This is a genomic window from Georgenia deserti (genome assembly GCF_042680605.1).
In the GTDB taxonomy this organism is placed as follows: Bacteria; Actinomycetota; Actinomycetes; order Actinomycetales; family Actinomycetaceae; genus Allobogoriella; species Allobogoriella deserti.
Window position 1 is genome coordinate 33,734 of the sequence record NZ_JBHUEE010000004.1, and the last position, 25,573, is coordinate 59,306.

At 68.5% G+C, this 25,573-nt stretch carries 29 protein-coding genes; 16 read left to right on the top strand and 13 right to left on the bottom strand.

What is annotated here, in order from left to right; genetic code table 11:
- Positions 1–35 precede the first annotated feature (35 nt).
- From ACFSE6_RS08610 to ACFSE6_RS08645, 8 genes are all read left to right on the top strand, one after another.
- Positions 36–521 carry an FHA domain-containing protein gene (locus ACFSE6_RS08610; RefSeq protein WP_388005102.1) on the top strand — a complete coding sequence of 162 codons (486 nt, stop codon included), beginning with the start codon at positions 36–38 and terminating at the stop codon, positions 519–521.
- Positions 518–1,303 (top strand): transcriptional regulator FtsR, encoded by a 786-nt coding sequence (gene ftsR / locus ACFSE6_RS08615; RefSeq protein WP_388005105.1) that lies wholly within the window; start codon positions 518–520, stop codon positions 1,301–1,303. Before ACFSE6_RS08610 ends, ftsR begins: the two co-directional genes overlap by 4 nt.
- An 86-nt stretch (positions 1,304–1,389) precedes the next feature.
- On the top strand, positions 1,390–1,995 hold the full coding sequence (locus tag ACFSE6_RS08620; RefSeq protein WP_388005108.1) for a bifunctional nuclease family protein: 606 nt from the start codon (positions 1,390–1,392) through the stop codon (positions 1,993–1,995).
- Between the two features lie 317 nt (positions 1,996–2,312).
- Complete coding sequence (locus tag ACFSE6_RS08625; protein ID WP_388005944.1) at positions 2,313–2,834, top strand: MerR family transcriptional regulator; 522 nt, start codon at positions 2,313–2,315, stop codon at positions 2,832–2,834.
- Between the two features lie 135 nt (positions 2,835–2,969).
- Entirely contained in the window at positions 2,970–3,365 is a 396-nt protein-coding gene (locus tag ACFSE6_RS08630) for a DUF2695 domain-containing protein (protein WP_388005111.1), read from the top strand.
- 192 nt (positions 3,366–3,557) lie between these two features.
- A complete protein-coding gene (locus ACFSE6_RS08635) occupies positions 3,558–4,958 on the top strand; it encodes a pyridoxal phosphate-dependent decarboxylase family protein (protein ID WP_388005114.1) in 1,401 nt (466 codons plus the stop codon).
- Positions 4,955–6,280: a lysine N(6)-hydroxylase/L-ornithine N(5)-oxygenase family protein gene (locus tag ACFSE6_RS08640; RefSeq protein ID WP_388005117.1), complete on the top strand. Its 1,326-nt coding sequence runs from the start codon at positions 4,955–4,957 to the stop codon at positions 6,278–6,280. Before ACFSE6_RS08635 ends, ACFSE6_RS08640 begins: the two co-directional genes overlap by 4 nt.
- On the top strand, positions 6,277–8,613 hold the full coding sequence (locus tag ACFSE6_RS08645) for a GNAT family N-acetyltransferase (protein ID WP_388005120.1): 2,337 nt from the start codon (positions 6,277–6,279) through the stop codon (positions 8,611–8,613). Before ACFSE6_RS08640 ends, ACFSE6_RS08645 begins: the two co-directional genes overlap by 4 nt.
- A 19-nt stretch (positions 8,614–8,632) precedes the next feature.
- On the opposite strand, the gene ACFSE6_RS08650 is transcribed toward ACFSE6_RS08645, so the two are convergent.
- On the bottom strand, positions 8,633–9,616 hold the full coding sequence (locus ACFSE6_RS08650) for a ketopantoate reductase family protein (RefSeq protein ID WP_388005123.1): 984 nt from the start codon (positions 9,614–9,616) through the stop codon (positions 8,633–8,635).
- A 209-nt stretch (positions 9,617–9,825) separates the two neighbouring features.
- Between ACFSE6_RS08650 and ACFSE6_RS08655 the strand changes: the two genes are divergently transcribed.
- Positions 9,826–10,707: an LLM class F420-dependent oxidoreductase gene (locus ACFSE6_RS08655; protein WP_388005126.1), complete on the top strand. Its 882-nt coding sequence runs from the start codon at positions 9,826–9,828 to the stop codon at positions 10,705–10,707.
- A gap of 21 nt (positions 10,708–10,728) precedes the next feature.
- On the opposite strand, the gene ACFSE6_RS08660 is transcribed toward ACFSE6_RS08655, so the two are convergent.
- The 3 genes from ACFSE6_RS08660 to ACFSE6_RS08670 all read right to left on the bottom strand — a co-directional run bounded on the left by ACFSE6_RS08660 (position 10,729) and on the right by ACFSE6_RS08670 (position 12,899).
- Positions 10,729–11,883, bottom strand: a complete 1,155-nt coding sequence (locus ACFSE6_RS08660; protein ID WP_388005129.1) for an RNA polymerase sigma factor — start codon at positions 11,881–11,883, stop codon at positions 10,729–10,731.
- A gap of 3 nt (positions 11,884–11,886) precedes the next feature.
- The gene (locus ACFSE6_RS08665) at positions 11,887–12,294 is read right to left on the bottom strand and encodes a YciI family protein (RefSeq protein WP_388005132.1); all 408 of its coding nucleotides are present in this window, start codon (positions 12,292–12,294) and stop codon (positions 11,887–11,889) included.
- A gap of 110 nt (positions 12,295–12,404) precedes the next feature.
- Positions 12,405–12,899, bottom strand: coding sequence for an RDD family protein (locus ACFSE6_RS08670; RefSeq protein WP_388005135.1), 495 nt, complete (start codon positions 12,897–12,899; stop codon positions 12,405–12,407).
- A gap of 57 nt (positions 12,900–12,956) precedes the next feature.
- On the opposite strand from ACFSE6_RS08670, the gene ACFSE6_RS08675 reads away from it, so the two are divergent.
- Complete coding sequence (locus ACFSE6_RS08675) at positions 12,957–13,211, top strand: Smr/MutS family protein (RefSeq protein WP_388005138.1); 255 nt, start codon at positions 12,957–12,959, stop codon at positions 13,209–13,211.
- 21 nt (positions 13,212–13,232) lie between these two features.
- Here ACFSE6_RS08675 and ACFSE6_RS08680 read toward each other — a convergent pair whose 3' ends face one another.
- Positions 13,233–14,057, bottom strand: a complete 825-nt coding sequence (locus tag ACFSE6_RS08680) for a TrmH family RNA methyltransferase (RefSeq protein WP_388005141.1) — start codon at positions 14,055–14,057, stop codon at positions 13,233–13,235.
- A gap of 10 nt (positions 14,058–14,067) precedes the next feature.
- Complete coding sequence (locus ACFSE6_RS08685; protein ID WP_465254133.1) at positions 14,068–14,940, bottom strand: alpha/beta hydrolase; 873 nt, start codon at positions 14,938–14,940, stop codon at positions 14,068–14,070.
- Here ACFSE6_RS08685 and ACFSE6_RS08690 point away from each other — a divergent pair.
- Positions 14,933–15,487: a GNAT family N-acetyltransferase gene (locus tag ACFSE6_RS08690; protein ID WP_388005147.1), complete on the top strand. Its 555-nt coding sequence runs from the start codon at positions 14,933–14,935 to the stop codon at positions 15,485–15,487. The two genes, ACFSE6_RS08685 and ACFSE6_RS08690, sit on opposite strands and share 8 nt — an antisense overlap.
- 214 nt (positions 15,488–15,701) lie before the next feature.
- Here ACFSE6_RS08690 and ACFSE6_RS08695 read toward each other — a convergent pair whose 3' ends face one another.
- From ACFSE6_RS08695 to ACFSE6_RS08705, 3 genes are all read right to left on the bottom strand, one after another.
- Complete coding sequence (locus ACFSE6_RS08695; RefSeq protein WP_388005150.1) at positions 15,702–16,289, bottom strand: TetR/AcrR family transcriptional regulator; 588 nt, start codon at positions 16,287–16,289, stop codon at positions 15,702–15,704.
- A complete protein-coding gene (locus ACFSE6_RS08700) occupies positions 16,290–17,204 on the bottom strand; it encodes an SDR family oxidoreductase (RefSeq protein WP_388005153.1) in 915 nt (304 codons plus the stop codon).
- Positions 17,205–18,008: 804 nt separating this feature from the next.
- The gene (locus tag ACFSE6_RS08705; RefSeq protein ID WP_388005156.1) at positions 18,009–18,458 is read right to left on the bottom strand and encodes an HIT family protein; all 450 of its coding nucleotides are present in this window, start codon (positions 18,456–18,458) and stop codon (positions 18,009–18,011) included.
- Between the two features lie 151 nt (positions 18,459–18,609).
- Here ACFSE6_RS08705 and ACFSE6_RS08710 point away from each other — a divergent pair, with 151 nt between their 5' ends.
- On the top strand, positions 18,610–19,020 hold the full coding sequence (locus ACFSE6_RS08710) for an NUDIX domain-containing protein (protein WP_388005159.1): 411 nt from the start codon (positions 18,610–18,612) through the stop codon (positions 19,018–19,020).
- Positions 19,021–19,295: 275 nt separating this feature from the next.
- On the opposite strand, the gene ACFSE6_RS08715 is transcribed toward ACFSE6_RS08710, so the two are convergent.
- Both ACFSE6_RS08715 and ACFSE6_RS08720 read right to left on the bottom strand, forming a co-directional pair.
- The gene (locus tag ACFSE6_RS08715; protein WP_388005162.1) at positions 19,296–19,877 is read right to left on the bottom strand and encodes a dihydrofolate reductase family protein; all 582 of its coding nucleotides are present in this window, start codon (positions 19,875–19,877) and stop codon (positions 19,296–19,298) included.
- A gap of 67 nt (positions 19,878–19,944) precedes the next feature.
- A complete protein-coding gene (locus ACFSE6_RS08720; protein WP_388005165.1) occupies positions 19,945–20,784 on the bottom strand; it encodes a helix-turn-helix domain-containing protein in 840 nt (279 codons plus the stop codon).
- 94 nt (positions 20,785–20,878) lie between these two features.
- On the opposite strand from ACFSE6_RS08720, the gene ACFSE6_RS08725 reads away from it, so the two are divergent.
- From ACFSE6_RS08725 to ACFSE6_RS08735, 3 genes are all read left to right on the top strand, one after another.
- On the top strand, positions 20,879–21,598 hold the full coding sequence (locus ACFSE6_RS08725) for a VOC family protein (protein WP_388005168.1): 720 nt from the start codon (positions 20,879–20,881) through the stop codon (positions 21,596–21,598).
- Between the two features lie 97 nt (positions 21,599–21,695).
- Entirely contained in the window at positions 21,696–22,010 is a 315-nt protein-coding gene (locus tag ACFSE6_RS08730; protein ID WP_388005171.1) for a hypothetical protein, read from the top strand.
- 328 nt (positions 22,011–22,338) lie between these two features.
- Complete coding sequence (locus ACFSE6_RS08735) at positions 22,339–22,908, top strand: TetR/AcrR family transcriptional regulator (protein ID WP_388005174.1); 570 nt, start codon at positions 22,339–22,341, stop codon at positions 22,906–22,908.
- A gap of 37 nt (positions 22,909–22,945) precedes the next feature.
- On the opposite strand, the gene ACFSE6_RS08740 is transcribed toward ACFSE6_RS08735, so the two are convergent.
- The gene (locus tag ACFSE6_RS08740) at positions 22,946–24,121 is read right to left on the bottom strand and encodes an epoxide hydrolase family protein (RefSeq protein WP_388005177.1); all 1,176 of its coding nucleotides are present in this window, start codon (positions 24,119–24,121) and stop codon (positions 22,946–22,948) included.
- A 99-nt stretch (positions 24,122–24,220) separates the two neighbouring features.
- On the opposite strand from ACFSE6_RS08740, the gene ACFSE6_RS08745 reads away from it, so the two are divergent.
- The gene (locus ACFSE6_RS08745; RefSeq protein ID WP_388005180.1) at positions 24,221–24,799 is read left to right on the top strand and encodes a CGNR zinc finger domain-containing protein; all 579 of its coding nucleotides are present in this window, start codon (positions 24,221–24,223) and stop codon (positions 24,797–24,799) included.
- Positions 24,800–24,832: 33 nt separating this feature from the next.
- On the opposite strand, the gene ACFSE6_RS08750 is transcribed toward ACFSE6_RS08745, so the two are convergent.
- A complete protein-coding gene (locus tag ACFSE6_RS08750) occupies positions 24,833–25,492 on the bottom strand; it encodes a DUF998 domain-containing protein (RefSeq protein ID WP_388005183.1) in 660 nt (219 codons plus the stop codon).
- Positions 25,493–25,573 lie beyond the last annotated feature (81 nt).

Below are 25,573 nucleotides of genomic sequence, written 5' to 3' on the forward strand. Positions count from 1 at the left end.
CGACGCCCGGACCACTCTCACCAGGAGGAAGGCCCATGACGACTCCGCAGCCGCCGGACCGCGCCGGGGACGAGGGCGAGCGCCCCGACCCCTCCACCACGGCGCGCTTCGGGGCCGTCGGCGCGGAGCTCGAGGCGGAGCTGCTGCACCAGGGCCTCAACCCCGACGACGTCGCCGCGATCGAGGCACTGCCCGCGGCGTCCGCGCTGCTCATCGTCCAGCGTGGCCCGAACGCGGGCGCCCGGTTCCTCCTCGACGCCGAACGGACGACGGCGGGGCGCCACCCTGGTGCGGACATCTTCCTCGACGACGTCACCGTCTCGCGCAAGCACGCCGAGTTCGTCGCCGACGAGGCCGGGTTCTCCGTGCGGGACGTCGGTAGCCTCAACGGCACCTACGTCAACCGCGAGCGCATCGACCGCACCACGCTGCGCCCCGGGGACGAGGTCCAGATCGGCAAGTACCGGCTGACCTTCCACCCGAGCCCGCACCGCGGACCGGCGGACGCCGAACAGCAGTGAGCACGCCGGCACGCCGCCGTTCCCCGGAGGAGGGGCACGGCCCGAACGCGCGTCCCGCACCCCATGACGGCGCGGAACTGTCCTGGCCGCAAGAGGTCTCGCACACGCCGTCGATGAGCATCGGCGCCGTGCTCGCCCTGCTCAAACCGGAGTTCCCGGCGGTGACACTGTCCAAGCTGCGTTTCCTCGAGGAGCAGGGACTCGTCTCGCCGCGCCGGACCGGCTCGGGGTACCGGATGTACTCGCGGGCCGACGCCGAACGCATCCGCTACGCCCTGACCCAGCAGCGCGACAGCTACCTGCCGTTGCGGGTGATCCGCGAACAGCTCGCCGACCTCGACGCCGGACGCGAGGTCGAGGCGCCCTCCCGCGCCCGCGTCGTCAGCCGGGACGGGGAGCTCGTGCGTCCGGCCCCGGGCGCCCGGGTCAGCGCGAAAGAGATCTGTGAATTGACCGGGTGCACCGAGGACGAGCTCGACGAGATGGCCCGGGCTGGCCTGGTGCTGGCCGACACCCGGGGCCGGTTTCCCGGACGCTCGGTGCAGGTGGTCCAGGCCGCTCTCGCCCTCGGCCGCCACGGCATCACCCCGCGTCATCTGCGCCGGGTGCGTACGGCGGCGGACCGCGAGGCCGACACCATCGACCAGGTCGTCGCGCCGACAAGGGCCCAGCGCACGGGTGCGGCCCGGGAACGCGGTGCCGCCCAGGCCGGTGAGCTCGCGGAGCTGTACGCCTCGTTGCACGCCGAGCTGCTGCGTTCCGCCGTCGACGAGCTCGGCTGACCGTTCCGTCGGCGCGGCCCGGTGGCTCCGCGACCCGCGATATCTTCCGGGGCGCGTCACCCAGTCCGGCGTCGTACCGTTGCGGCATGCGCGAGATGGTGGTGCTCGGTGTCCGAGTCTCCGTCCCCGGCAACGAGGTGGTGGTCGTCCTCGGCGAGCCGGGGGGTACGCGTGTGCTGCCGATCGTCATCGGACCGCGGGAGGGCGCGGCGATCGCGTCGGCACAGGCCGGCCTGGTCCCACCCCGGCCATTGACGCACGACCTGCTGGTTTCGATCCTCGACCACCTCGGCGTCGGCGTGAAGGAGATCCGCGTGACCCGGGTGGTCGACGGGATCTTCCACGCCGAGATCGAGCTCTCCGGTGGCCAGGAGGTCGACGCGCGCCCCTCGGACGCGATCGCGATCGCGCTGCGCGCCAAGTGCCCGGTGCTGTGCGACGAGGAGCTGCTCGCCGTCGCCGGTGTCCCCATCGAGGAAGCCGGTCTGGACCAGGAGGAGGCGCAGCAGCTTCCGGCGGCCGAGAGCGGCGCGGAGGTCCTCGAGCAGTTCCGCGCCTTCCTCGAGGGCGTCGAGCCGGAGGACTTCGCCACGGGCAGCTCGGCGGGCGGCGAGGGGCACGAGGACGACGATGGCGGCGAGGGAGGCGCGCCGGGCTCAGGACCGCCGGGCTCGGGACCGGCGGGACGCTGAGGGACCACGTTGAAGGACACTGCGCGACCGGACACGACGGCCCTGGCCTAACCCTCAAGTTGAGGATGAGACTCGCCGAGGCAACACGCCGACGGTTCTTGCGGTGTGGTTCGTTGACCAGCCCTGGGGCCGGTTCTACGTTGGTCACATCCAACGATGACCCGCAGCTACGGACGGATCGGGACTCGCGCGAGTATCCTCGAACCAGCAGACGGCGGGCGAGTCACTTCGCGAGGCACGAGAGTAGGAGAGTCCCTGTGAGCGGCACTGATGCGACGGCCGGCGCGGTTCCCGGCGTGCCCCAGCGAGCCCAGGGCATGCTGTTCGGCGACGAGCTGCCTGACCTGGACCAGGACACCGGATACCGCGGGCCGACGGCGTGCCGCGCAGCGGGCATCACCTACCGTCAACTCGACTACTGGGCCCGCACCGGCCTGGTCGAGCCGAGCATCCGGGGCGCGGCCGGCTCGGGAAGCCAGCGACTTTACAGCTTCCGCGACATCCTCGTCCTCAAGGTCGTCAAGCGGCTGCTCGACACCGGCGTCTCGCTTCAGCAGATCCGCGCGGCGATCACCTCGCTGCACGAGCGGGGTGTCGACGACCTCGCCGAGATCACGTTGATGAGTGACGGCGCCTCGGTCTACGAGTGCACCTCCGCCGACGAGGTCATTGACCTCGTCCAGGGTGGTCAGGGTGTGTTCGGTATCGCGGTCGGCCGCGTCTGGCGCGAGGTCGAGGGAGAGCTCGCGCAGCTCCCGACCGAACGCGCGGAGGACGACGGCGCACCGCTCGTCGAGGACGAGCTCGCCCGGCGCCGTGCCGCACGCAACGCCGGTTGATCCGCCCGGCGCAGCACACCTGAGGACCTGACCCCCGTCGTCGCCGGCGGGGGTCTTCTCGCGCCCCGAGGACGCCATGTCAGTGCCATCCTCCATCCTGTCGTACACACGTTCGATGATGGAGGTGGAGAGAACATGACCGTCGACGACGGTGTCCGCGCACTGGAGATCGAGCTGGCGGAGCTTGCCGCGGACCTCACCGCGGTGGGCTGGCACGAGTGCGTGCTGTGTTACGTCAATCGCATGGTGGTCGCGCACGGGTGTGACGGAACGCTGCGCTGGCTGCGCAGATGGCGGCAGTCGAGCGCGCCCCGCGCGACGAGGCTCGAACGCCGGGCCGGTCAGGTCGGCGCCTACTGCGACTGCGAGCTCTTCCTCAACGGCTGGGACGTCACGGTCGATATCGTCAGGGACGAGAGCACCGGAGACGAGTACTGGCCGGACACGGTCACCGGTTGCCGGGGCGTACCGGCCGGCGTGACGCAGCCGTGCTCGCTGTGGGAGCGGCTCAACGGCGCCACACGCTGGTGAGAGGCCACCTGAGACAGGACTGGACGAGGCCGGGGTCAATTTGGTTAGTTGTGTGTGCCGTAATTCGGTAAGGCTTACCTTGCTTCTGAACGGAAGGGCGCCGTGACCTCGCTACGACCTCGGACCCCGCACGCCGACCCGTCCCCGACGTACCTGTTTCACCCCGCCAACAGCGCGTTGTATGCCGAGTCCGTGAAGGCCGCGTTACTCACGGTGGTCAACGCTCAGGCCGGCGCCCACGGCCCGGCGACCGGCACGAGCCCTGCACAGGCCCGGACCAGCGTGAATCAGGTCGACCTCGACGCACCATTGCCCGGGCTGGATGCCGCACTCGAGGAGGTCCGGAGGCTGTGGCTCGACGATGCCGTGTGGTTCCACGACCCGGCCTATGCCGCCCACCTGAACTGTCCGGTCGTCATTCCGGCCGTCGTCGGTGAGCACATCGTGGGCGCGGTCAACAGTTCGCTCGATACGTTCGACCAGAGCGTCGGAGCCACGATGATCGAGCAGCGCCTGATCCGCTGGGTCGCTGACCGCGCACGCCTCGGCGCTCACGCGGACGGTGTGTTCACGTCCGGAGGTTCACAATCAAACCTGCAAGCGCTCATTGTCGCGCGCCGGCGGACGCCAGCCGCACCGGCCGACCGAGTCCGCGTCTTCACGTCTGCGGAAAGCCACTTCTCGATCGAGAAGTCGGCGGCGATCATGGGCATGCCGCCGGAGGCAGTCATCGCGATCCCGGTCGACGCCGCCCACCGTATGGACACCGAGGCACTGGCGAACGCCATACGCAGGTCTGCCGCACGCGGAGAAGTTCCGCTTGCCGTCGTCGCGACAGCCGGCACCACGGACTTCGGAGCGATCGACCCCCTGGAGGACATCGCCGACGTGTGCGCCGCGGCCGGTACCTGGTTCCACGTGGACGCGGCCTACGGTGGCGGGCTCCTCGTGTCCCGGAAGCGCCGCGGCCTCCTCGCCGGGATCGAGCGAGCGGACTCCGTGACAATCGACTTTCACAAGACCTACTTCCAGCCGGTCTCCTCCTCGGCGCTGCTCGTGCGCGACGCAGCGGCCCTCCAGGCCGTCACCTGGCACGCGGACTACCTCAACCCGACGGGCTCGGGCAATCCGGACCAGGTGAACAAGAGCCTGCAGACGACCCGGCGGTTCGACGCACTGAAGTTGTGGCTCACGCTGCGCGTGATGGGACCAGACCTGGTCGGCGACTACCTGGACGATGCGATCGACCTTGCCCAGGCGGTCCACGCCGCCATGGCACAGATGGACGACCTCGAGATCGCTGCACCGCCGCATCTCAGCACGATCGTCTTCCGCTATCGGCCCGCCGACCCACCGGAGGACGCCGAACTCGACGAGGTCAACGACGCAATCCGCTCCGAGCTTTATCGGAGCGGTACTGCCATGGTCGCGGCCACCTCGGTGAACGGCCGCAGGCATCTCAAACTGACTCTGCTGAATCCCATGGCGAGCCTGGAGGACATCCTCGTGATCGTGGCGCACGTCCGGAGAATCGGCCAGCGGATGACACTCCTGCGGCGGCGGTCGGCCGCGACGGGGAGTGCTCACCAATGAGGGGCGGCCGTGTCCACGACGTTGTCGGCGTCGGGCTGGGCCCGTTCAACCTCGGGCTCGCATGCCTGCTCGATCCTGTGACGGAGGTCGACGCTGTGTTCCTCGAGGCTCGGAGCCGGTTCGCCTGGCATCCAGGGATGTTGCTCCCGCGCGCGACACTCCAGGTGCCGTTCCTTGCGGACCTGGTGACTATGGCTGATCCGACGTCACCGTTCTCATATCTGTCGTTCCTCAAGGACGTCGGGCGGTTGTATCCGTTCTACATCCGCGAATCGTTCTACCCGCTGCGCCGAGAGTATGACGAGTACTGCCGATGGGCGGCCGACCGGCTCTCGTCCGTGCGGTTCGGTGCCGAGGTGGCTCGGATCGAGCACGACGGCGCGTCCTACGTCCTGCACACCCGTACGGGAGAGGTCTATCGGGGTCTGCGCCTGGTGCTGGGCACCGGCACCAGCCCGTACGTGCCGACAGAACTGCGCCGGATACTGAAGGAGCCCGGTGTCACGCACTCTGCCCACTATCTGTCGCACAAACCGGACCTCCAGGCACGACGGACGATCACTGTTGTCGGCAGTGGGCAGTCGGCGGCGGAGGTGTATGCCGACCTGCTTGCCGAGATCGACGACCACGAGTACGAGCTCGTCTGGCTCACCCGCTCACCGCGGTTCTTCCCGATGGAGTACACGAAACTCACCCTCGAGATGACGTCACCGGACTACACGCGGTACTTCCAGTCGTTGCCCGAAGCCCGGCGGCACACGTTGCTGCGGGAACAGCGCAGCTTGTACAAGGGCATCAGCGCCGAGACCGTCAACGAGATCTACGACGCGCTCTATGCCCGCCAGGTCGCGGGCGGCACTGATACGAGCCTGCTGACCTCGACCGCCGTCGTCGGCGCGCGCCGGGCGTCCGGTGGATACGAGCTGGAGTTGCGCCATCTCGAGTCCGGCGAGGCCTACACGTTGAGGACCGACGCCGTCATCGCCGCCACCGGTTACCGCGGCCATGTGCCCGAGTTCTTGACCCCGATCCGCGACCGGATCGCCCTGGATGAGCAGGGGAGATATGCGGCCGACGAGCAGTATGCCGTCGACCACGCCCGGCGCGAGATCTTCGTTCAGAACGGGGAGGAGCACACGCACGGATTCGTGGCGCCCGACCTCGGCATGGGGGCGTTCCGAAACTCCGTCATCATCGCAGCCCTGCTCGGTCGGGAGGTCTACCCCGTCGAATCGCGCATCGCGTTCCAGGAGTTCGGTGCGCCATCACGCTTGACCGACAACGCACCGGCCGGGGCGGGGCGCGAAGGAGCCGCCCGATGATCAACTTCGACCCGGTTGACATCGATCGCGATCTCGTCACGATCCACCGGTGGGTGCGGGATCCGCACGCGGCGTTCTGGATGATGCAGGAGGCCACGCCACAGGACGTGCGCCGGGAACTGACGACGTTGACCACGCCACCGCACCGCGCGTTCCTCGGGCGCCTCGACGGCCGTCCCGTCGCCCTGCTGGCCACGTACGACCCGGCTTCCTCGCCGCTGGACGGCGTTCCTGAGCTCCGGCCGGGGGACCTGGGGATGCACATTCTCATCGCGCCGGCCACGGGCGAGCGCGTGCCCGGATTCACCACCGAAGTCTTCCGCGACGCGCTCGCGCTCTGCTTCTCCGATCCGACGGTCGCACGGGTCGTTGTCGAACCGGACGTGCGCAACGAGGCCGTGCGCCGGAAGAACGTACAAGCTGGTTTCGAGGAGGTACGGCCGGTCGAGCTACCGGACAAGACCGCGATCTTCTCCGTGTGTGAGAAGGCGGCCTTCCAGCATGCCGCCGCCGTTGACCACCTGACACCTCGGAATCTCGACGCAGCCCAGCGCCGGCTGGTGGCCAAGGCGATCGGCGAGTACACGCACGAGCGCCTCATCGCACCACAGCCGCTGGCGAACGGACGGTGGAGGCTCGAGACCGCGGGATCGGTGTACACCTTCACGGCTCACCGGTATGCCCTCGATCACTGGGTCGTCGAACCGGCAACGATACGCCGGGAGTCCGGGGGCCGACGCTTACCGGTCGATGCTCAAGTCCTCGTGGCGGAGCTGGCGCCGGCGTTAGGCGTGCCGGATAAGGTGCTCCCGGTCTATGTCGAGGAGGTCGCCTCCACGCTCGCGGCAGCCTCCTGGACGATTGCCCGGAAGCGGCACACGAGCGCCTCCCTCGCCTCGGCGCTCACCGACCCGCATGCGCCGGTGGACAAGACCTATCAACTGCTCGAAGGAGCGATGACGGAGGGGCATCCGGCGTTCGTGGCCAACAACGGCCGCATCGGATTCGGAGTCGACGACTACGCCCGATACGCACCTGAAGTGGCGGAGCCGGTCCGCCTGCACTGGGTCGCGGTGCGTCGCAGTCACGGCGTCATGACCCTCGGCGAGCAGACCGACGAGAGCGCCTTCTATCGCACGGAGCTCGGCGCGTCAGCGCTGACCGGGTTCCGGCGTCGCCTCGAGGCACACGATCTGGACCCGGACGACTACTTCTACCTTCCGGTACATCCCTGGCAGTGGCAGAACAAGCTCGCGATCACCTTGGCACCTGATGTCGCCCGGCGGGACGTCGTCGATCTCGGGATTGGCGCAGACCACTACGTGCCCCAGCAGTCGATTCGCACGTTCTTCAACACCACCCACCCCGAGCGCCACTACGTCAAGACCGCCCTGTCGATCCAGAACATGGGCTTCGTGCGGGGGCTGTCGCCCGCCTATATGCGGGCAACCCCGGCGATCAACGACTGGGTCGCCGGCCTGGTGCGGGCCGACCCGGAGCTGCGCACCTGCGGCTTCGACGTCCTGCGTGAAGTCGCAGCCGCGGGCTACACGGGCGACGCCTTCCATCGTCACACCGGACACGGACCGCACCAGAAGATGTTGGCAGCCCTGTGGCGTGAGAGCCCTCTGGACCGGGTCCGGCCGGGTGAGCACCTCACCACCATGGCGGCCCTGCTTCATCGTGACCGGGACGGCCACAGCCTTGCCGGCGCCCTGCTGCGGGCGTCAGGGCTCTGCGCGGAGGAATGGGTCCGCTCCTACCTCACGGCCTATCTGCGCCCGCTCGTCCACTGTCTCCTCGCCTACAACCTGGCCTTCATGCCACATGGTGAGAACCTCATCCTGGTCCTTCGCGACGGGGTTCCGCAGCGCGTGCTGATCAAGGACGTCGGCGAGGAGGTCGCTGTCATGGGTGACCTTCCGTTGCCGTCCGCCGTCGAGCGCATCCGTGCCTATGTCCCTGATCCGGCGACCCGAGCGCTGGCGATCCACACCGACGTCCTCGACGGCGTGCTGCGGTTCGTCGCCGCAATCCTCGACGCGGACGGTGCGCTGCCGGAAGCAGACTTCTGGAGAATCTGCCGCGACGTGGTCACCGCCCATGCAGCGGACCATCCGGAACTGGCGCGCGAAGCTGCGGAGGTCGATCTGCTGCGTCCGTACTTCGCTCATTCGTGCCTCAACCGGCTTCAGTTGCGAAACGCCACGGAGATGGTCGACATCACGGACCAGGAGTCATCCCTGTTGTTCGCCGGAGAGATGCCCAACCCGATCGCACGCGATGACGAGGGCGACGCTCTCCGACCGTCACGTGACGAGTCACGACGGTAGGTCCCGTCAGCGGGTCGGCTCACGTATTGGCCCGCTCCTCGGCGGCGATCCGGCGCTCGAGTTCCTCGAGTGGGACCGAACCGGGTTCGCCGCCGCTGGCGACGAGTTCGTTCGCGAGCCGCTGAAGCGTGGTGTTGACGGGCGTCGGGACGCCGTGCAGCCGCCCGAGCAGGACGATCTCGCCGTTGAGGTGGTCGGTCTCGATGTCGGGGGAGTGCCGGGCCAGCGACTGCCACGACGAACTGCCAGGGTGCGGCGCGCCCGGCACCTCACCGAGGGTGAGGACGGACTCGCGGCGGGCCTTGTCCTCCGCCGCTGGCACGGCGTCGATGCCTGCGGCGGCCAGGCAGGCGTCGGCTTCGGCGGCGGCGCGTTCCCACAGTCCGGTGCCGAACTGTCGGCCGGTGGCCGCGCCGATCGCGTTGGAGAGGTTCATGATGAGTTTGCGCCACTTCCAGCGCATGATGTCCGTCCGGGCCTGCGAGGCCAGTGTCGACTCCTCGAACGCGGCGGCGATCGAGCGTGCCGTCTCGTCGACGCCGTCGGGGTAGCGGCCGATGTCCAGGACACCGGTGACGGGGGAGTAGTAGGCAGTGACCACGCCAGGTTGGAGGTGAGCGGCCATGAGAGCGACCATGACGCCGTAGACGTGGGGGAAGCGGCGCAGGGCTTCACGCTCGTTGTTCACGCCGTTCTGCAGGCACACGACAGGGACGTCGTCCGGTGCCACGGCTGCCAGGTCATGCAGGACGGAGGCCGTGTGCTGGCTCTTCACGCACAGCAGCACCACCTCGTCCCCGCGCCAGTCGATGGCCGCGGGATGGCCGACCACGTCGAGCGGTACGCGCTGCGAGCCCGTGGGATCGTGAATCTGCAAGCCGTGTGCTGCCACGGCCTCGAGGTGGTCGCCGCGGGCGATCGCCGTGACGTCATGGCCGTGCTGGTGCAGCCGGGCGCCGACCACGCCGCCGATCGCGCCGGCACCGTAAACGACGAAACGCATGAGCCTCCCCGGATCGTGACAGGTATCGAGACAGACGTGGGCCACAGCAGGCTTCCACCGCTCGGTTCAGGACACAAGAAGCGCTCGGCGGCCGGGCAGAGCGCTGGGTCGTGGCCACGACATGTCAAGGCGGCGAGGAGATCATGAACATGCGAGTTCGTGTGCTTGAGACCGGCCCCAGACCGGGGTACGACTCCTAGCATCGAAGGATGGATCTCGGTGTGCACTACTTCAGCTTCACCCAGCCCGAGTGGGAGACCACTCTGACCGACCACCTCACCACGACGGCGGAGATCGCCGACGCCGGGGGAGTCCACACCTTCACCGTCATGGATCACTGGTTCCAGATGCTGGATGTCGGCGGACCGTACGAGCCGATGCTCGAGGGATACACCACGCTCGGTTATCTGGCCGGTATCACGGCGAATGTCCGGCTGAGTCTGCTGGTCACCGGCGTGACGTATCGCCACCCGGGCCTGCTGGCCAAGACGGTTGCCACACTGGACGTGCTCTCGCGCGGGCGGGCCATGTTGGGCATCGGGGCGGCGTGGTACGACCGGGAGCACGCCGGGCTCGGGGTGCCGTTCCCGCCGACGGCGGAGCGGTTCGAGCGGCTGGAGGAGACACTGCAGATCTGTGAGCAGATGTGGTCCGACGACGACGGCGCGTACGAGGGCCGGCACTACCGGCTGGCCGAGACGATCTGCCTGCCGCGGCCGGTCCGCGGCACGGTCCCGACGATGGTCGGGGGTGGGGGAGAGAAGAAGACGCTGCGCCTGGTCGCCCAGTACGCCCAGGCGTGCAACCTGTTCGGCGCACCCGGGCAGGAGGGCCTCGACACGGTGCGGCACAAGCTCGAGGTGCTCCGCGACCACTGCGACCGCCTCGGCACCGACTACGACGCCATCGAGAAGACGATGCTGTACCCGGCCGACGTGCTCGGGGACCAGGACTCCTTCCTGCGCGAGATGGAGGCCTACGCCGAGCTCGGTATCTCACTGGTCTCGGTCATGCCGCCGCCGTACCAGGACCCCGAGCCCTGGGCGAACGCGCTGGTCGCCGACGTGGTGCCGCGCCTGAGCTCCATCTGATCGGATCCGCGGGACACGCTGCTACGCCTCAGCGTGCCGCTCGGCATTCAGGCGGGCCGCCTGCCGGGTGAGGTTGCGGCGCTCCGCGACGCTGCCGGCCTTGTCGGCGGCGCGGGCGTACAGCCGGGCGGCCTCAGACCGGTTGCCGTGCCGCTCGTGCAGATGCGCGGCCGCGGCGTCGTACCGGGGGAGCTCAGGGTCGAGCGCGGCCAGTGCCGCGAGACCTGCCCGCGGGCCGTCGGCGTGGCCGAGGGCCACCGCGCGGTTCAGCGCGGCGACCGGGTTGGGTGTCAGGGCGAGAAGCTCGTCGTACCACTCGACGATCTGGGCCCAGTCGGTCTCCTCGGTACTCGGTGCATCCGCGTGGAGGGCGGCGATGGCTGCTTGCGCCTGGAACTCGCCGAGTCGGTCCCGGGCGAGAGCGGCCTGCAGAATCCGTACGCCTTCGGCGATGAGCTCGGTGTCCCAGGCCCCGCGGTCCTGGTCGGCGAGCGAGACAAGTTCGCCGTCGGCATCGATGCGGGCCGGCCGGCGCGCGTGGTGGAGCAGCATCAGCGCGAGGAGTCCGGCGACCTCGGGATGATCGACCCCGGCAGCGAGCTGACGCGTCAGGCGGATCGCTTCCGCGGCGAGATCGACGTCGCCCGAGTAGCCCTCGTTGAAGATGAGGTACAAGACCCGCAGGACGGTCGCTACGTCGCCCGGCTCGCCGAGCTCCGCGGCGGCGACGGCGTGCTTGGCGCGGGAGATGCGCTGGGCCATGGTCGCCTCGGGCACGAGATAGGCCGCCGCGATCTGCCGGGTCGACAACCCGCCGACGGCGCGCAAAGTCAGCGCGACCGCGGACGCCGGCGTCAGCGACGGGTGGGCACAGAGGAAGTAGAGCCACAGCGTGTCGTCCACACCGGAGACGGGTCCCGGCTCCGGCGCGGCGTGCACTGCTTCCTCCCGCCTGGTCCGGGCGACCTCGGAACGAACAGCGTCGAGGTATTTCCGCCACGCCACCGTGACCAACCAGGCCTTCGGATCCCCGGGCGCACTGTCGTGGTCCCAGACCCGCCACGCCTCGACCAGGGCGTCCTGGACGGCGTCCTCGGCCGACGCGAACCCGGCGCCACGACGGACGAGGACGGAGATCACCTCCGGAACGACGCGGCGGACCAACGCGCCGTCCACGTCTCAGTCCGCGACCGTCGGTGCCTCGCCGAGAAATGGCCTCAGCTCGAGCCATTCGTGGATGGGCCGGCCGCCGGCACCCGGGGCCGCGGAGAGCTCGCCGGCGAGTTCCACAGCCCGGTCGTAGGTCTCGACGTCGATGATCATCCAGCCCGCGATGAGGTCTTTGGTCTCAGGGAACGGGCCGTCCGTCACCGGTGGTCTTCCCTCGCCGTCGTAGCGCACGAAGGTGCCCTCGGGGGAGAGTGCGTCGCTGGAGACGAACTCGCCTGTGCGTTCCAGCCGGGCCGCGAAGTCGTTCATGTACTGCACGTGGGCGGCGACCTCCTCCGGCGTCCACCGGTCCATCGGGACGTCGTTCACCGCCTCCGGTGCGCCGCGGTAGTGCTTGAGCAGTAGGTACTTGGCCATCGTGTTCTCCTCGCTCGGTGCGTGCCCATTGTGGCCGCGTTCATCCAGGGGACGGAGCCGACGTCGCGTTCTCGACATCCACTGCCGTCCGCCGCCGGGCGACCAGCGGATCAGCCCGGACGGACCCGAGAGCCGGCGACGGCGTCGTACGCCGTCACACCCGAACGGCGGAGGACGCCCCAGAGGCCGACGCCGATGATCAGGTACGTCGCCACGGTCGTGACCACGAGGGTCGGGCGCGGCTCGTCGAAGCCACCGAACGCGCCCTCGATGGCCACGAGGTGGCCCAGGTGCCAGGGGATCGCGATCTTGAGCACGTTGCGCGCCAGTGCCGGCCCGAGGCTCAATGCGGCGCCATCGGGCGCCGCCACCCGTAGTGCCTGACGGCGCTTGCCCCAGGTGCCGCCTCTGATCTCGGCGCGAGTCGCGATCGCGGTCGCGAGAAGTACCGGTACCGCACTCGCCGAGATGACGAACGCCTGGGAATCGCCCCAGCCTGCGCGCCTGGCCAGCAGGCCCAGCGGGATCATGGCGGCCGCGATGCCGACATAGCCGGTGGCATCGAGCGCGTAGGCGACGATCCGCCGGCGGGCGAGCGGGTTCATGGCAGTCAGCGTGCCAAGAGATCGGCGGGCCGGCAGCGCTTTGAGAGACTGCGACCCATGAAGCTGAAGCTCGATCTGCACGACATCTACAACCGTGGTGGCCAGATCGACCGCGCCCTCGCCGACATTCTCGACGAGGCCGAAGCCACGAAGGCGTCCGTCGTCGAGATCATCCCGGGCAAGGGCTCTGGGCAGCTCAAGAAGCGGGTGCTGCGGTTTCTCGACCGCAAGGACGTCAAGGCCAGGTATCACCGCGTGGAGAAGGACTCGCGCAACTTCGGACGGGTGTTCGTGCACTTCCGCTGGCGGTGACGCCGCGGGGGAGAGGGGCGCTCAGTCCCGGGACCGTTGCCGCCGCGCCTCGTAGAGCACCACGCTGGCCGCGTTGGCGGCGTTGAGCGAGCTGGCCGAGCCGGTCATCGGGATCCGCAGCATCTGGTCGACGGCGTCGCGCCAGGTAGTGCTCAGCCCGGAGGTCTCGTTGCCGATGACGAGCAACGTCGGGCCGGTGAGATCGGCGTCGAAGACGTCGGCTGCGCCGTGCTCGTCGGTCCCGACGATCTGGATCGGAACTCCCGCCGAACGGTGGGCCTCCACCCAGGCGAGGACGTCGCGCGGTGAGGCGGTACGTACCGTCGGGACTGCGAAGAGTGACCCGGTGCTCGCGCGCACCGCGGCGGTATCGTACGGGTCCGCGGCGTGGCCGGTGACGATGACGCCGCCCGCGCCAAAGGCGTCGGCGGACCGAATGACGGAGCCGAGGTTTCCAGGCCCCGCCGGTCGGTCGAAAACGACGCCGAGGAAGTCCGGCCCTGGGGTGATCCTGTCCAAAGTGTCCTCAGGGAGGCAGACGACCGCGAGGAGTTCCGGCGCGCCGTCGTCCTTCTCGCCCAGTTCGGCGAGCAGGGCGGGGGAGAGGGCGTAGTGGGCCGCGTCGACGGTCTCGAGAATCGTGCGCGCCCACTCGGACAGGCGCCGCTCGGCGTCGAACAGCACGGCGTCCACGCGCCACCCGTGCTCGACCGCCATGGTGATCGGCCGGACGCCCTGCACGACGAACGCACCCAGGCGCCGGCGCTTGGTGCGGTTGCTCAGCAACGCCTGCCACTGCTGGAACCGCGCGTTGCGCGTGGTGATCCGGGGGACCGAGGCGGGCATGTCGCTCAGCCTAACCATGCGGGCGCATCGCACCGTCCCCTCGGAATAGCCAGCGCAAAGCGTCGGGAAGGAGAACTCCGCCATGATTAAGGCTGTGGCCGCCGTCGCCCAACACCAGTCGGAAGTCGTAGGACGATTCCGCCAACGCAGCCGCGGTACGTAGGTTCTCAGCCAGCCAGTTCCGCTCGGATTCGTTCCAGCGGAGGTCACGATGCCCGGCCTGCATGAAGATGCGTAATGGCTTACGCGACGAATGCGGAATAAGCCGAGGGTACGGGTTGCCACCGGGCATTTGAGCAAAACTGGACAAGAAGCAGATCACGCGTCGAAAGCGGCCTGGTCGCAACCATGCCGCCGTGAAGGCACAGTTGCCACCGCTGCTACCACCACAGATCGCCCACCAGTCCGGATCGCTACTGATTGAGACGTGACGCCTGACGTGGGGAATGACCTCATCCAAGAGAAACGTGGCGTATCGATCGTCGAACGCGTCGTACTCGCGGTTGCGGTTCCTGCGCCCTTCTGACTCATTGACGCCATCGAACACGCCGGGATCCACGAATACGCCGATCGTGACTGGAATCTCGCCATGCTGAACGAGGTTGTCGAGAACCATACCGGCGCGAACTTCGCCGGCCGGATCGAGATACCACCAACCATCCTGGAATATCGAGAGAGCAGCTGGTTTCGCCGGATCATATGCTGCTGGAATATGGATCCATATCTTGCGCGACGTTCCAGGATAAACCGCACTGTCGTCCAAACAAATCTCGACGGTCTTACCCACGGGCACGTCCGGTTGAACGAACGACGCGGGACCGTGCGCGTACGAGACGTCGGACTGGTCGAGGGGGAGCGGTCGGTAGGCGACCCGCGTGCTCATAGAGGCCGAGCATAGGGAGAACCTCTTCCATCGTGAGCATCATTTTCGCGTCAGCGGCGCCCCGTACTCTCGCCGCATGGGTGTCTCTCTCCGGCCGTTGAACGACGCCGATCTGGACCAGCTCTATCGCTGGGAGTGCGACGACGCCGCCATCGCCATGGCAGCGTTCACGCGGCCGGACCCAGCAGACCGCGCGGCTTTCGACGAGCATTACCGTCGCGTACGTGCCGACCCGACCGTCGCCGACCTCGCGGTCGAGCATGACGGGCACGTCGTCGGGATGATCGCCGGTTTCACCGTCGAGGGCGACCGGGAGGTGACCTACTGGATCGATCCGGCGCGATGGGGGCGGGGGATCGCCTCGGAAGCGCTGCGGCTGTTTCTGGCACGCGAACCCATACGCCCGCTCCATGCTCGCGCCGCTCAGCACAACCTCGGCTCAGCCAGGGTCCTGACGCGCAACGGCTTCGCGAAGGTCGGTGAGGAATCGTCGTGGTCACCGGGGCTAGGACGCACGATCACTGAAGACGTGTACCGCCTTGAGTGACCCCGTGTGACCGGCGAGGTCCTGGACCACGACATCGCGTCAGGCGCGATCGAGATGCCCACGTGCCGCCCCGGGGGGCGAGGAGCTGTCGCAGGATCGGCTGGGGAGGGCGCACGGCCGGTCCCGCTCGAATACTGGACACGCTGCGTATCAAGATCGGGCGTATCCGCCGCACCCGGGCAAGATCGGCGTCGTCGACTACGCAGGGGCAGCTTCACGACGACGGAACGCGGCTGGCTCTGAGGACCTCCTCGAGTTGCTCGCGCATCCACTCCTCGAGAGATCCCTCGCGGTGCAGCGCCCAGCCGATCATGGCACCGTGATAGGTCGTTTCGACGAGCTTGGCGAGGGCCCCGACGTCCGTGCCGTCACGAAGCTCGCCGGCGACCGACGCCGCCTGCAGGTGTCGCTCGAGCGCCGCGCGTAGGCGGCGCGCGCCGCGCAAGGTCTCTGCGTGGAAGTCGGGCTCGACGAGATCGAGCTGGAGCATGGCCACCGAGTTCGCGATTTCCTCTGGGGTCATGTCCGGGTCCACCGCACCGAGCAGGCCCTCCACGACCCGGTCCAGCGGCGAGGGGTGCTCAGCCTCCTCGACCGGGGTGACCCACAGCTCTACGCCGCGACGGTCTGCAGCGAGCAGCAGCTCGTGCTTGGTGCCGTAGCGCTGGATCAGGGTGGCGGGAGAGAGGCCGACCTCGCGGGCCGCGGCGGCTAGCGTCAGCTTCGCCGGGCCGACGCGGTGGGCGAGCGCGAGGACGCCGTCTAGGACGGTCTCGTCGGAGACGGTGCGCGGACGCGGCATCTACTCGCCCGCGGGCAGCGCGGCCTCGGCGTCGGCCGCTCGAGCCTCCGCGTCGACCAGGCCCCAGTCCGGGCGCTCGCCGTCGATGTCCGAAAAGTCGTAGGTGTGCATAAGGTCCCACGAGCCGAGGCACTGCCCGGCGAAGCGGGCTCGGTCGGGGTCGGCGGCGAGCGCCGCGACTCCGCGGCCGAGGAGGTAAGGCGTCTCGGAGTAGCGGAAGTAGCCACCGTGGGCGTCGGAGGCGTCGCGCCAGGTCGCCTCCGTGACGCCGAAGTTCTCGAGCATCGCCTCGGAGCGCAGGAAGCCCGGAGTCACGGACAGCGCGGTCGCACCGTACGGGCGCAGCTCGGCCGCCAGCGAGAAGCCGAGCCGCACGACCGCCTCCTTGACGTGGTCGTAGGCGACGACGCCTCGGAACGGGACGCCGGCCTTGCCGTCACCGACCTCCACGACCAGCCCGTCTCCGGTCTCGATCAGCAGAGGCAGCGCGTGGTGCGCGGTGATGAGATGCGTCTCGATTCCGTTGCGCACGGTCCGGAGCGTGTCCTCGAGCGGGTGCTCCCACACGCCCTTGACCCAGCGGGTGAACGGATCGCCGCCCCAGACGTCGTTGACGAGCACGTCTAGGCGGCCCTGCTCGGCGCGGATCCGCTCTACCAACGCCGCGACGTCGGCCCCAACGGCATGGTCGCAGCGGACAGCGATCCCGGTCCCGCCCGCGGCATCGACAAGCTCCGCAGTGTCCTCGATCGTCTCTGGTCGGTCCATCTCCGAGCGCTCGTCGCGCGTCGTGCGGCCGCTTCCGTAGACGGTGGCACCGAGCGCTCCGAGCTCGACAGCGATCGCGCGACCACAGCCGCGGGTGGCGCCGGCGACGAGAGCGACCCGGCCGGCGAGGGGGCGTTGCTTGCTCATGACGCTCGAGTATAAACGAATGATCCGTTATATACGAAGGCACTTCACGTCATGTGCGACTGCTCCTTATTCTCAGAGCAGGTCGAACGGGTTGTTGCCGCAGGTGGGTGCGGGCATCTGGCCTCATGCGCCCCGGCTGCCGGCTCGTCGCAGTCAACCATCTGAGAGCCGCCCGTCCTTCGGCATGAGCGTGCGGATTTCTCGTAGTTTGGCGCAGTGCCCTGCTGGAGTATTACGGCTCGCGCATGTGGCGGCCGGTATAGCGCGCCCAGGGTTCTGCGGCCTTGTCGGCGTGCAGAAACCCAACCTGGGTGCGGTAGCAGAGGGCCTCGGCGACGAGCGAGGTGGCCATTTGAGGACGAGTTCGCCGATGGCTCGGTTGCAGGCGCCGAGGAGGTTGATGCCGAGGTCGCGGAGTCGGTCCATGACGGTGTTGGGGTGCAGGTGGCGTCCAGCGAGTGTGTTGGGAAACATCCAGGGGCTGTCGGTGCCAGCGCCGGTACGGAGATTGGGGCGCGTGGCGAGATGCTCCCTGATGAGCGACGCGAACGTTCGGGAACGTCAGTCGGGTGCCCGCCGAGCGTCATGCTCATGCCCGTCTCGCTGTCGTCGACGATGCTGGTCGGGAAGGTAACGACCTTGACTACCGACTGGGCGTAGAGGAGCAGAAGCATGCCGGCGACTCGGTAGGGGAATGACTTACTGGTGCCGGTGAGGAGCTCGTGAATCTAGGCGAGCCGCTGAACCTGACTGAGCGACAGACTCGTCCTGGCACTCCATCCAGGCACGAGGGGACGTCACCAGTCAGTGCGTCGACGTGATGGCGTCTTTGATCGCTTGCGCGTCGCTGTCGAGGAGCGACCTCTCGCGCTCCTGCGACTCGGGACAGATGGTCCAGCCGTCTCCTGCGTAGCGAGGGATGACGTGAAGGTGGAAGTGGAAGACCGTCTGAAAGGCGACCTCGCCGTCACAGACAAAGACGTTAATCCCCTCGCAGCCCATGTCTGAGCGTCGCAACGCTCGTGCCATGTCATGACCGACCGACCAAACGTGAGCACCGATGACTCGATCGAGGTCTTCGAGGCCCACCGCGTGCTTGCGTGGCACGACGAGAAGATGGCCGGGCGTGACGGGGTTCAGGTCCATAAAGGCCACAACGATCTCGTCCTCGTACACCACACTGGCCTCGGCGTGTCCGGTCGCGATGGCGCAGAAGATGCACCTCTCCGCGGCCGATGTCCCGTTCCGTGTCATGCGCGCAATAGTCCCACTGCGTGCAGAGAGTGTCGGTGGGGCAGTGCTGTCATGTGCCCCAGATGATTTATCTGATGCGATGCACAGGCGAATAGCCGCGTCGCCGGGGATCATGGTGTGTCGCGCTCGGTGCCTCGTGTAGACATGGCGTGTGACCGGTTCGGCGACGACTCCGGGCGGCGCCGTGGTCGCCGTCTTCAGCGACTCACCAGTAGGCCGGCGATTCCTGCTGCTTCACAGCGCCGAGTTTCCCGTCGGCGAAGCCGGTGACTGGGCGTGGGGCTTCCCTTCGGGGTGCCGCGAGCCGGGGGAAGACATCGATTCAACGGCAGCCCGCGAACTGGACGAGGAGACCGGGATCTCAGGCGACCTCACGCCGGTCCGCACCCATGACGTCGCTTGGGCCATCTACTACCTGCAGGTTCCTTGGGGAACTCCTGTCCAGCTCGCGCCCGGTGAGCACAACGCGTACGAGTGGGTTGACCGCGACGGCGCGCTCAGTCGACTCAAGCCGGCGACGCTCGTCGATAGCTTCCGGCTAGTTCTGCATGCGATCGGCTAGCCGAAGAGCCCATTCACATCAGTTCTGTCCCAACTTCGAGACTGTCCTAGCCGATTCATCACCTGACCCCGCCGTCCGCAGCGACATCTGTCCAGGGCAGAGCCTTGGCCGACCGGCCTGTGGCTGCTCGCCGCCCAGGGGACCGGCGTGATGCATCAGGTGCACTACGCCGACTGCAGAATGACATAATGTACCTTATCGGATCAGACCTAAGGCTTAGAGGCTCCCAGTCCGGTCAGTCGACACCGTCGGCGCCTATCTGCATGTGCAACCGATCATCGGCGCACGCGATAACGCAGGTGGAGCACACGGTCGCCCTGGGTCACCACGTCAGGATCGTCCAGCAGGTGCTGTGTGTCGATCGACCCGAAGTACCGCTTGCCGGAACCGAACACCACGGGCACGACGTCCATCCGCACCTCGTCGACCAGACCGGCGGCCAGGACCTGTCCGCCCACGTCGCCGGCGGCCACCTCGACGACCCGATCCCCCGCAAGCTCCTGCGCCTTGGCCATGGCCGCCTCGACACCGTCGACGAAGTGATAAGCCCCCTCGGGATTCCAGCCGTCGGGCTCCGGCCGGTGCGTCACGACGACCACGTGGTCGACCCCACCCGGAGGCTTCCCGTCCCACCCGTTCGTCAGGTCGAAGACGTGACGGCCGACGATCGTCACCCCGACCCGGTCCCAGTACGGTCTGGTGTAGTCGTACGACGTCTGCGAGACCGTCATTTGGCCACTCTCATCCAACGGGACATCACCGTTGAAGTACCAGTCGAAGAGGTGCCCGGGCCGGTCCTGCTCATCGGCGATGAAGCCGTCCACTGACACCACGTTGTACATGACCACCGTGCCCATGCGGGTTCCTTCCTGTGGGATGCCCTGGCACGGTAGGCAGGCGCGACCCTGCAGCGCTTGTACAAAATCAATCGGCCGGTAGTGGCCAGCTGTCCAGCGCGTGGCCGGGATGCTCGCGGAGGAATTGCCGGCGCACTTCGAGGTATCGCGTCGGGGTGAGCCCGGTGAACGTCCGGAACTCGTGGCCGAAGTGCGCCTGGTCGTAGTAGCCCGAGCCGGCGGCGAGCTCGGCCCAGTCGACCGGTCCGGCCGGGTCGATCGAGAACACGGTGGCCATGAAGCGGTAGCTGCGGGCCAGCCGCTTCGGCGTGACGCCGATCAGTCTCTTGAACGTCTGGGTCAGGTGAGTGCTGCTGACACCGGATGCCTCCCGCAGGTCACCGATCGGCACCGCCCCGCGGGTTGCCGCGATGACGTCGCCCATATGGCGAACCAACTCGAGCCCGGAAATCTCACCCAGGCGTTGCATGAGCTCCTCCTCGAGGATGGTCAGCATCTCCTGCGGTCCGCCCGCCGCGGCCAGCCGGTCTCGCAGCTCCGCAACGGCGGGCGCGCCCCACACCTGCTCGACCGTCACCGGACGGTTACACAACTCCGCCGCGGGAATCGGCAGGAATGCCGCGGGTCCCCACGGTTTGAAGTGCACGCCGACTGAGCGCGTCCCGGGTGGATAGCCGAACTCCACCGCGCGCGTGGACGCGGTCACCACGCAGCCGTCGGCGTACGCCTCCGTCGCGAGGCCCGGACCGGCCCGAATGCAGAAGGGTGTCCCGAGGTTGACGACGAGAAACGCCGCCGGCGACGGCGGCAGCGTCAACCGAGCGTACGGCGGCTCGCCCGCCAGGTAGTAGATGTCGTCGATCAGTCCGTCCAGCGGCGTTCGCGGCACCCGGGACACATACCTCACATGCACAGCATCGCCGACGCCCCGTTCGCATGGCACGTGGCGGCGTTCTACCACCGACGGCTGCCTCGACTCCCCCGGCGCGTACGTTGGGACCATGTACCTGGAGAACCTCATCTTCGACGCCGTCGACCCACGGCGACTGGGCGGGTTCTGGGAGGCGGCCGTCGGCGGTGACCGCCTCACCGACGAGGCCGACGTCGTCGAGACACGCATGACGATCGAGGGTGGTCCCGTCCTCGATCTGTGCTTCGCGCGGGTGCCCGCGCCGCCGTCCGAGCCTCAGCGGTTCCATCTCGACCTGCTCGGCGGCGACCGTCAGGGCGAGGTGGTCGAACGACTCGTCGCGCTCGGTGCGCGGCACGTCGACATCGGCCAGGGTGAGGTGCCGTGGGTGGTTCTCGCCGATCCCGAGGGCAACCCGTTCTGCGTCATGGAGCATCGGGACGCCTACACCGGGACCGGCCCGATCGCCGCACTCCCCCTCGATTCGGCCGACCCCGTCCGCGACAGTGAGTTCTGGTCCTGGCTCACCGGATGGACGAATGCGCCGGGAGTCGCCCCGCGGACGCTTCGCCACCCTTCCCGCCGCGGCCCGCTTCTCGAGTTCTGCCCAGAGCCCGAGCCCAAGGGTGTGGCGAAGAACCGACTGCATCTCGACATCCGGCTCGAGGCCGGTGACGACGCGGACGAGGTCGCCGCCGGCATCGCCGAGCGCGGCGGACACGAACTCCACCCCGACTGGGGCGAGCTGCCCTGGCGGGTCTACGTCGACCCGTCCGGCAACGAGTTCTGTGTGCTGCCCGCCCGGTCATGACGGCCCGGACCGAAAGCATCGTCTTCACGCCACCACGGGCGAGCCCTGCCTGACCGGCTTCTTGCGACCAATCCCGCGTCGTGGCAACGTCCAAGCCATGACCGTCCTGGGCCTGCTGCTGTTCGGTGGCGGCGTCCTGCTCGCCACCCTGGCGCAACTGCGCATCAGCAACACACACGCGTCTCGCCGTCTGTCCTGGTGGCGCGATCCGCCCGCGGCACTCGGCGCGCGAATCCTCCGCGCGCTCGGCGCGGGCGCCATCATCGCCGGCGTGCCCGCCGTGACCGCCGCCACGGGCTGGCCCTGGTGGAGCGTCGCGGTCGTCGCTCCCGCCGCCTTCATTCCTGGCTTCGCTGTCATCGCCCGGCACAATCACCGGCTACATGCCGCTACTCCCCCACCGACGGCGTGACCCGAGGAGGTGTCGTCGCCGGGCGACACGTCAGACAGAAGCGCGGCAGGGCGTCGCCACCCTGCCGCGCCCTCTCGCTCTTCGCTGAGCTCTGCTCAGGCGCCGAGCAGCGAGTGATAGTCCGGCTCCCGGTGCGCGCACCGACGCCGCGCATCCTCGGAGACCGGTGTGCCATGACGCATGGCATTCGCCGTATCCACCGCGGCGGCAACCTCCCGAATAGCACCCCACAGCTTGCTGACCAGGACCATCACGACACCCCCTACACTGATCTGTGAACCTACGGCAGCAACGTACTTTCACAGACCTGTGAACGCAAGAGGTGAGCGTGAATTTCGAGGAAACGGATATCGACGATCTGACGCCCGGTGCACGGCAGATCCTCGAGGTTGCCTCAGAGCTGTTCTACGACCACGGGATCCACGCCGTCGGGGTCGACACGATCGCCGCCGAGTCCGGCGTCACGAAGCGCACGCTGTATAACAACTTCGGCTCCAAGGACTCCCTCGTCACGAGCTATCTGCAGAATCGCCATTCCGGTTGGTGGCAGCACCTCCAGGACCGACTGGCGGATGCTGTCCCGCCCCGCGCCCTGACCGTCTTCGACGTCTACGCCGAGGACTCCCCCGCCATCACCCGCGGCTGCGCGTTCCTCAACGCCGCGGCCGAGATACCGCCCGACCATCCGGCCTACGCCGTCATCCGCTACCACAAGCAATCCATCGAGGAGCAGCTCTGCGTGCTCATCGCCGAGGACTCCCCCGCCGCAGCCGACCCACAGCGTCTGGCACGGCACCTGTTCCTCCTCCTCGAGGGCGCGTTCGCTCATCAGGGCATCAGCGGCCACGGCCTGCTGATGGAGGCGCGCGAGATCGCCGCCGACCTGCTGGTCCGCTAGCGCTCAGGACGGCCCCGGCCCCTTCCGAGCGCGGCGATCACCGAGCCGGCGCAGCCAACACCGCCGCGAGCCCCTCCCGAAGATCTGCGACGAAGTCACCGGGTACCTCCAGAGACGGGAAGTGACCGCCGGCCTCGGGCTCGTGCCACCGGACGATCCGGCGATACCGCTGCTCGGCCCACGGGCGCGGGCACTTCTCGGGGTCGCGCGGGTACATGGTGAGGGCCGACGGCACGTCCACGCGCAGTTCCGGGTCGAGCGAATCGTGACTCTCGTAGTAGATCCGGGCCGCCGAGGCCGCGGTCCGGGTCAGCCAGTACAGCGTGACGTCGTCGAGGATCCGGTCCACCGGGATCCTCTCGAACGCAGAGTCCTCGGTATCCGACCACTCGGCGAACTTGTCCAGCATCCAGGCGAGCAGCCCTGCCGGTGAGTCCACGAGCGCGTACCCGATCGTCTGCGGCCGGGTCGCCTGTTGCTTCGCGTACGCGGCGCGGTTGCTCCAGAAGTCGCGGGTCGACTCGGCCCAGGTGCGCTCGGCGTCCGTGAGCCCGTCCATCGTCAGTCCGGGAGGTCCCTGCGCGAACGTGGTGTGGATCCCCAGAACGTGGTCGGGGTACCGCCCGGCGAGGATCGTCGTGATGTTCCCTCCCCAGTCGCCGCCGTGGGCGAGAAACGTGTCGTACCCGAGCCGATTCATCAGGTCCACCCAGGCCGCCGCGATCTTCTCGGTGCCCCAGCCGGTCACGGCCGGCTTGTCGCTGTAGCCGAAACCCGGCAGCGATGGGACGACCACATGGAAGGCCGGCGCCGCAGGATCCGCCGGGTCCGCCAACTGGTCGACGACGGCGGTGAACTCCGCCACGCTTCCCGGCCAGCCATGCGTGAGGATCAGCGCCGTGGCATCGGGTCGGGGTGAGGGGCGGTGAAGAAAATGGATCCCCAGGCCGTCGATGACCGTGCGGAACTGGCCGATCTCCCGCAGACGACGCTCGAACCTGCGCCAGTCATACGCGGTGCGCCAGTGGTCCAGGACCGCCGCGAGGTCACCGAGCGGAACCCCCTGGTCCCAGCGCCGCGGATCGGGCGCGGGACGGTAGACCGTCTCCGGCTCCGGGAGCCGCGCCGCGGCGATCCTGGCTCGCAGATCTTCCAGGTCGGAGTCGGTGGCGCGGGCGTCGAACGGGTGCACGTCGTCGGTCGGGCGTGGCATGTGTCCTCCTGACAGTGGGGCCGGCCACGTACTCTGTGAACCAGCTATGCCGGTTCTAGCAGGCGCACGGCATGCTGCGCAACCGGCTAAGGTGGTTCCATGCCTGACCGCCTCCCCGAGTTCCGCCTCGGTAGCGTGTTGTCGACCAGCTTCACGGCAACGTTGACCGAACGTCGTGGGGACCCAGTCGAACGGATCCCGACGCCGCAGCGCCTGCTCGACTGGCTCGCCGTGAACGGCCTCCCGGTGGGCTCCTGCACCACCGACGAGTTCACGCTCGCCCGGCAGCTACGGGAGGCGATCCATGCCGCGGCGACGGCGCGGGCGAGCGATCATCCGCTGCCGCCCCAGGCCGTCCGGACCATCAATGACCGCACCACGCAGGGCCGGCCCGCGCCGGTTCTGACGCTCGACGGCCGGCGCGAGTGGCGGCTCGACGGTGTCACCGACGCACTGGCGGTGATCGCCGCCGACGCCATCGGCATACTCACCGGTGAACGCGAAGGGCGGATGGCCCTGTGCGCCTCGCCGACGTGTCGAGCGGCGTTCTTCGACACCAGCCGAAGTCGGAGCCGTCGGTGGTGCGAGATGAACACCTGCGGCAATCGCCAGAAGAAGGCGCGGTTCCTCGCCAACCAGCGACGGACCGGAGGCGACACTCCGGCGGGCGACGCCTGATCACTGACCTGTCGCCGGCCGAGCCCGCTCCCGTCACAGGTTCACTGGGACCACCGCCGGACGGCGCACGACGTCCAGGGCGATGAATGCGCACGCCACGAACGACGGCCACAGGGCGAGCCGCTCGATCAGGCCACCCCATTGCACCTCGAGCCGCACGAGCATGAGCAGTCCGGCCGCGGCGCTCAACGCCCCCATCACGATCAGCCACCACGCCCCGGACCGTCGCGAACGAATCACCGCCGCCCCGGTGAGCACCATCGCCGCTCCGCTCAGGACGATGCCCGGGGCCGAGACCAGAGCATGCAGGGTGAGCATCTGGTCGAGCGGAGTCAGGCCGCTTCCGATCGACGACGCGCCCGCGATGACCCACGCCACCACGGCCGCCGTCGTCGTCCGACCCCGCGGAAGCACGCGCCGCAGCAGCACCGCTCCCACCGCCATGGCAAGCCCGAACACCACGAACGAGGCGTTCACCACAGTGTGCAACGGCGAGCACACCGGGACGTCCTCAGCCGGATACGGGATCGTCGTGCACGTGGTCGCCCCCAGGTCGCTGATGGTGTTGTGCAGCAGGCTGTACGGCGCCCTGGAGAGCCCGGTGGCGAGCAGTTCGACCAGAAGGTAGACGGGCTGCGCCAGCCACAGCGTCGAGCCGATGCGCAGAGCCCGGGACGAGGGCGCGGTTTCCATCTCCCGATGCTCGGCACGATCCTCCGGCGTCGTCATCCACCGAACGAATGACGACGCCGGGTGACGCGGAGAGGTCGACGG

What these genes read in the sequence shown, in the direction of transcription:
- ACFSE6_RS08610 (WP_388005102.1), top strand. Translation starts at nt 36, where the DNA reads ATGACGACTCCGCAGCCGCCGGACCGCGCCGGGGACGAGGGCGAGCGC.
- ACFSE6_RS08620 (WP_388005108.1), top strand. Translation starts at nt 1,390, where the DNA reads ATGCGCGAGATGGTGGTGCTCGGTGTCCGAGTCTCCGTCCCCGGCAAC.
- ACFSE6_RS08625 (WP_388005944.1), top strand. Translation starts at nt 2,313, where the DNA reads ATGCTGTTCGGCGACGAGCTGCCTGACCTGGACCAGGACACCGGATAC.
- ACFSE6_RS08630 (WP_388005111.1), top strand. Translation starts at nt 2,970, where the DNA reads ATGACCGTCGACGACGGTGTCCGCGCACTGGAGATCGAGCTGGCGGAG.
- ACFSE6_RS08640 (WP_388005117.1), top strand. Translation starts at nt 4,955, where the DNA reads ATGAGGGGCGGCCGTGTCCACGACGTTGTCGGCGTCGGGCTGGGCCCG.
- ACFSE6_RS08645 (WP_388005120.1), top strand. Translation starts at nt 6,277, where the DNA reads ATGATCAACTTCGACCCGGTTGACATCGATCGCGATCTCGTCACGATC.
- ACFSE6_RS08650 (WP_388005123.1), bottom strand. Translation starts at nt 9,616, where the DNA reads ATGCGTTTCGTCGTTTACGGTGCCGGCGCGATCGGCGGCGTGGTCGGC.
- ACFSE6_RS08655 (WP_388005126.1), top strand. Translation starts at nt 9,826, where the DNA reads ATGGATCTCGGTGTGCACTACTTCAGCTTCACCCAGCCCGAGTGGGAG.
- ACFSE6_RS08665 (WP_388005132.1), bottom strand. Translation starts at nt 12,294, where the DNA reads ATGGCCAAGTACCTACTGCTCAAGCACTACCGCGGCGCACCGGAGGCG.
- ACFSE6_RS08670 (WP_388005135.1), bottom strand. Translation starts at nt 12,899, where the DNA reads ATGAACCCGCTCGCCCGCCGGCGGATCGTCGCCTACGCGCTCGATGCC.
- ACFSE6_RS08675 (WP_388005138.1), top strand. Translation starts at nt 12,957, where the DNA reads ATGAAGCTGAAGCTCGATCTGCACGACATCTACAACCGTGGTGGCCAG.
- ACFSE6_RS08680 (WP_388005141.1), bottom strand. Translation starts at nt 14,057, where the DNA reads ATGCCCGCCTCGGTCCCCCGGATCACCACGCGCAACGCGCGGTTCCAG.
- ACFSE6_RS08685 (WP_465254133.1), bottom strand. Translation starts at nt 14,940, where the DNA reads ATGAGCACGCGGGTCGCCTACCGACCGCTCCCCCTCGACCAGTCCGAC.
- ACFSE6_RS08695 (WP_388005150.1), bottom strand. Translation starts at nt 16,289, where the DNA reads ATGCCGCGTCCGCGCACCGTCTCCGACGAGACCGTCCTAGACGGCGTC.
- ACFSE6_RS08700 (WP_388005153.1), bottom strand. Translation starts at nt 17,204, where the DNA reads ATGAGCAAGCAACGCCCCCTCGCCGGCCGGGTCGCTCTCGTCGCCGGC.
- ACFSE6_RS08705 (WP_388005156.1), bottom strand. Translation starts at nt 18,458, where the DNA reads ATGACACGGAACGGGACATCGGCCGCGGAGAGGTGCATCTTCTGCGCC.
- ACFSE6_RS08715 (WP_388005162.1), bottom strand. Translation starts at nt 19,877, where the DNA reads ATGGGCACGGTGGTCATGTACAACGTGGTGTCAGTGGACGGCTTCATC.
- ACFSE6_RS08725 (WP_388005168.1), top strand. Translation starts at nt 20,879, where the DNA reads ATGTACCTGGAGAACCTCATCTTCGACGCCGTCGACCCACGGCGACTG.
- ACFSE6_RS08730 (WP_388005171.1), top strand. Translation starts at nt 21,696, where the DNA reads ATGACCGTCCTGGGCCTGCTGCTGTTCGGTGGCGGCGTCCTGCTCGCC.
- ACFSE6_RS08740 (WP_388005177.1), bottom strand. Translation starts at nt 24,121, where the DNA reads ATGCCACGCCCGACCGACGACGTGCACCCGTTCGACGCCCGCGCCACC.
- ACFSE6_RS08745 (WP_388005180.1), top strand. Translation starts at nt 24,221, where the DNA reads ATGCCTGACCGCCTCCCCGAGTTCCGCCTCGGTAGCGTGTTGTCGACC.
- ACFSE6_RS08750 (WP_388005183.1), bottom strand. Translation starts at nt 25,492, where the DNA reads ATGGAAACCGCGCCCTCGTCCCGGGCTCTGCGCATCGGCTCGACGCTG.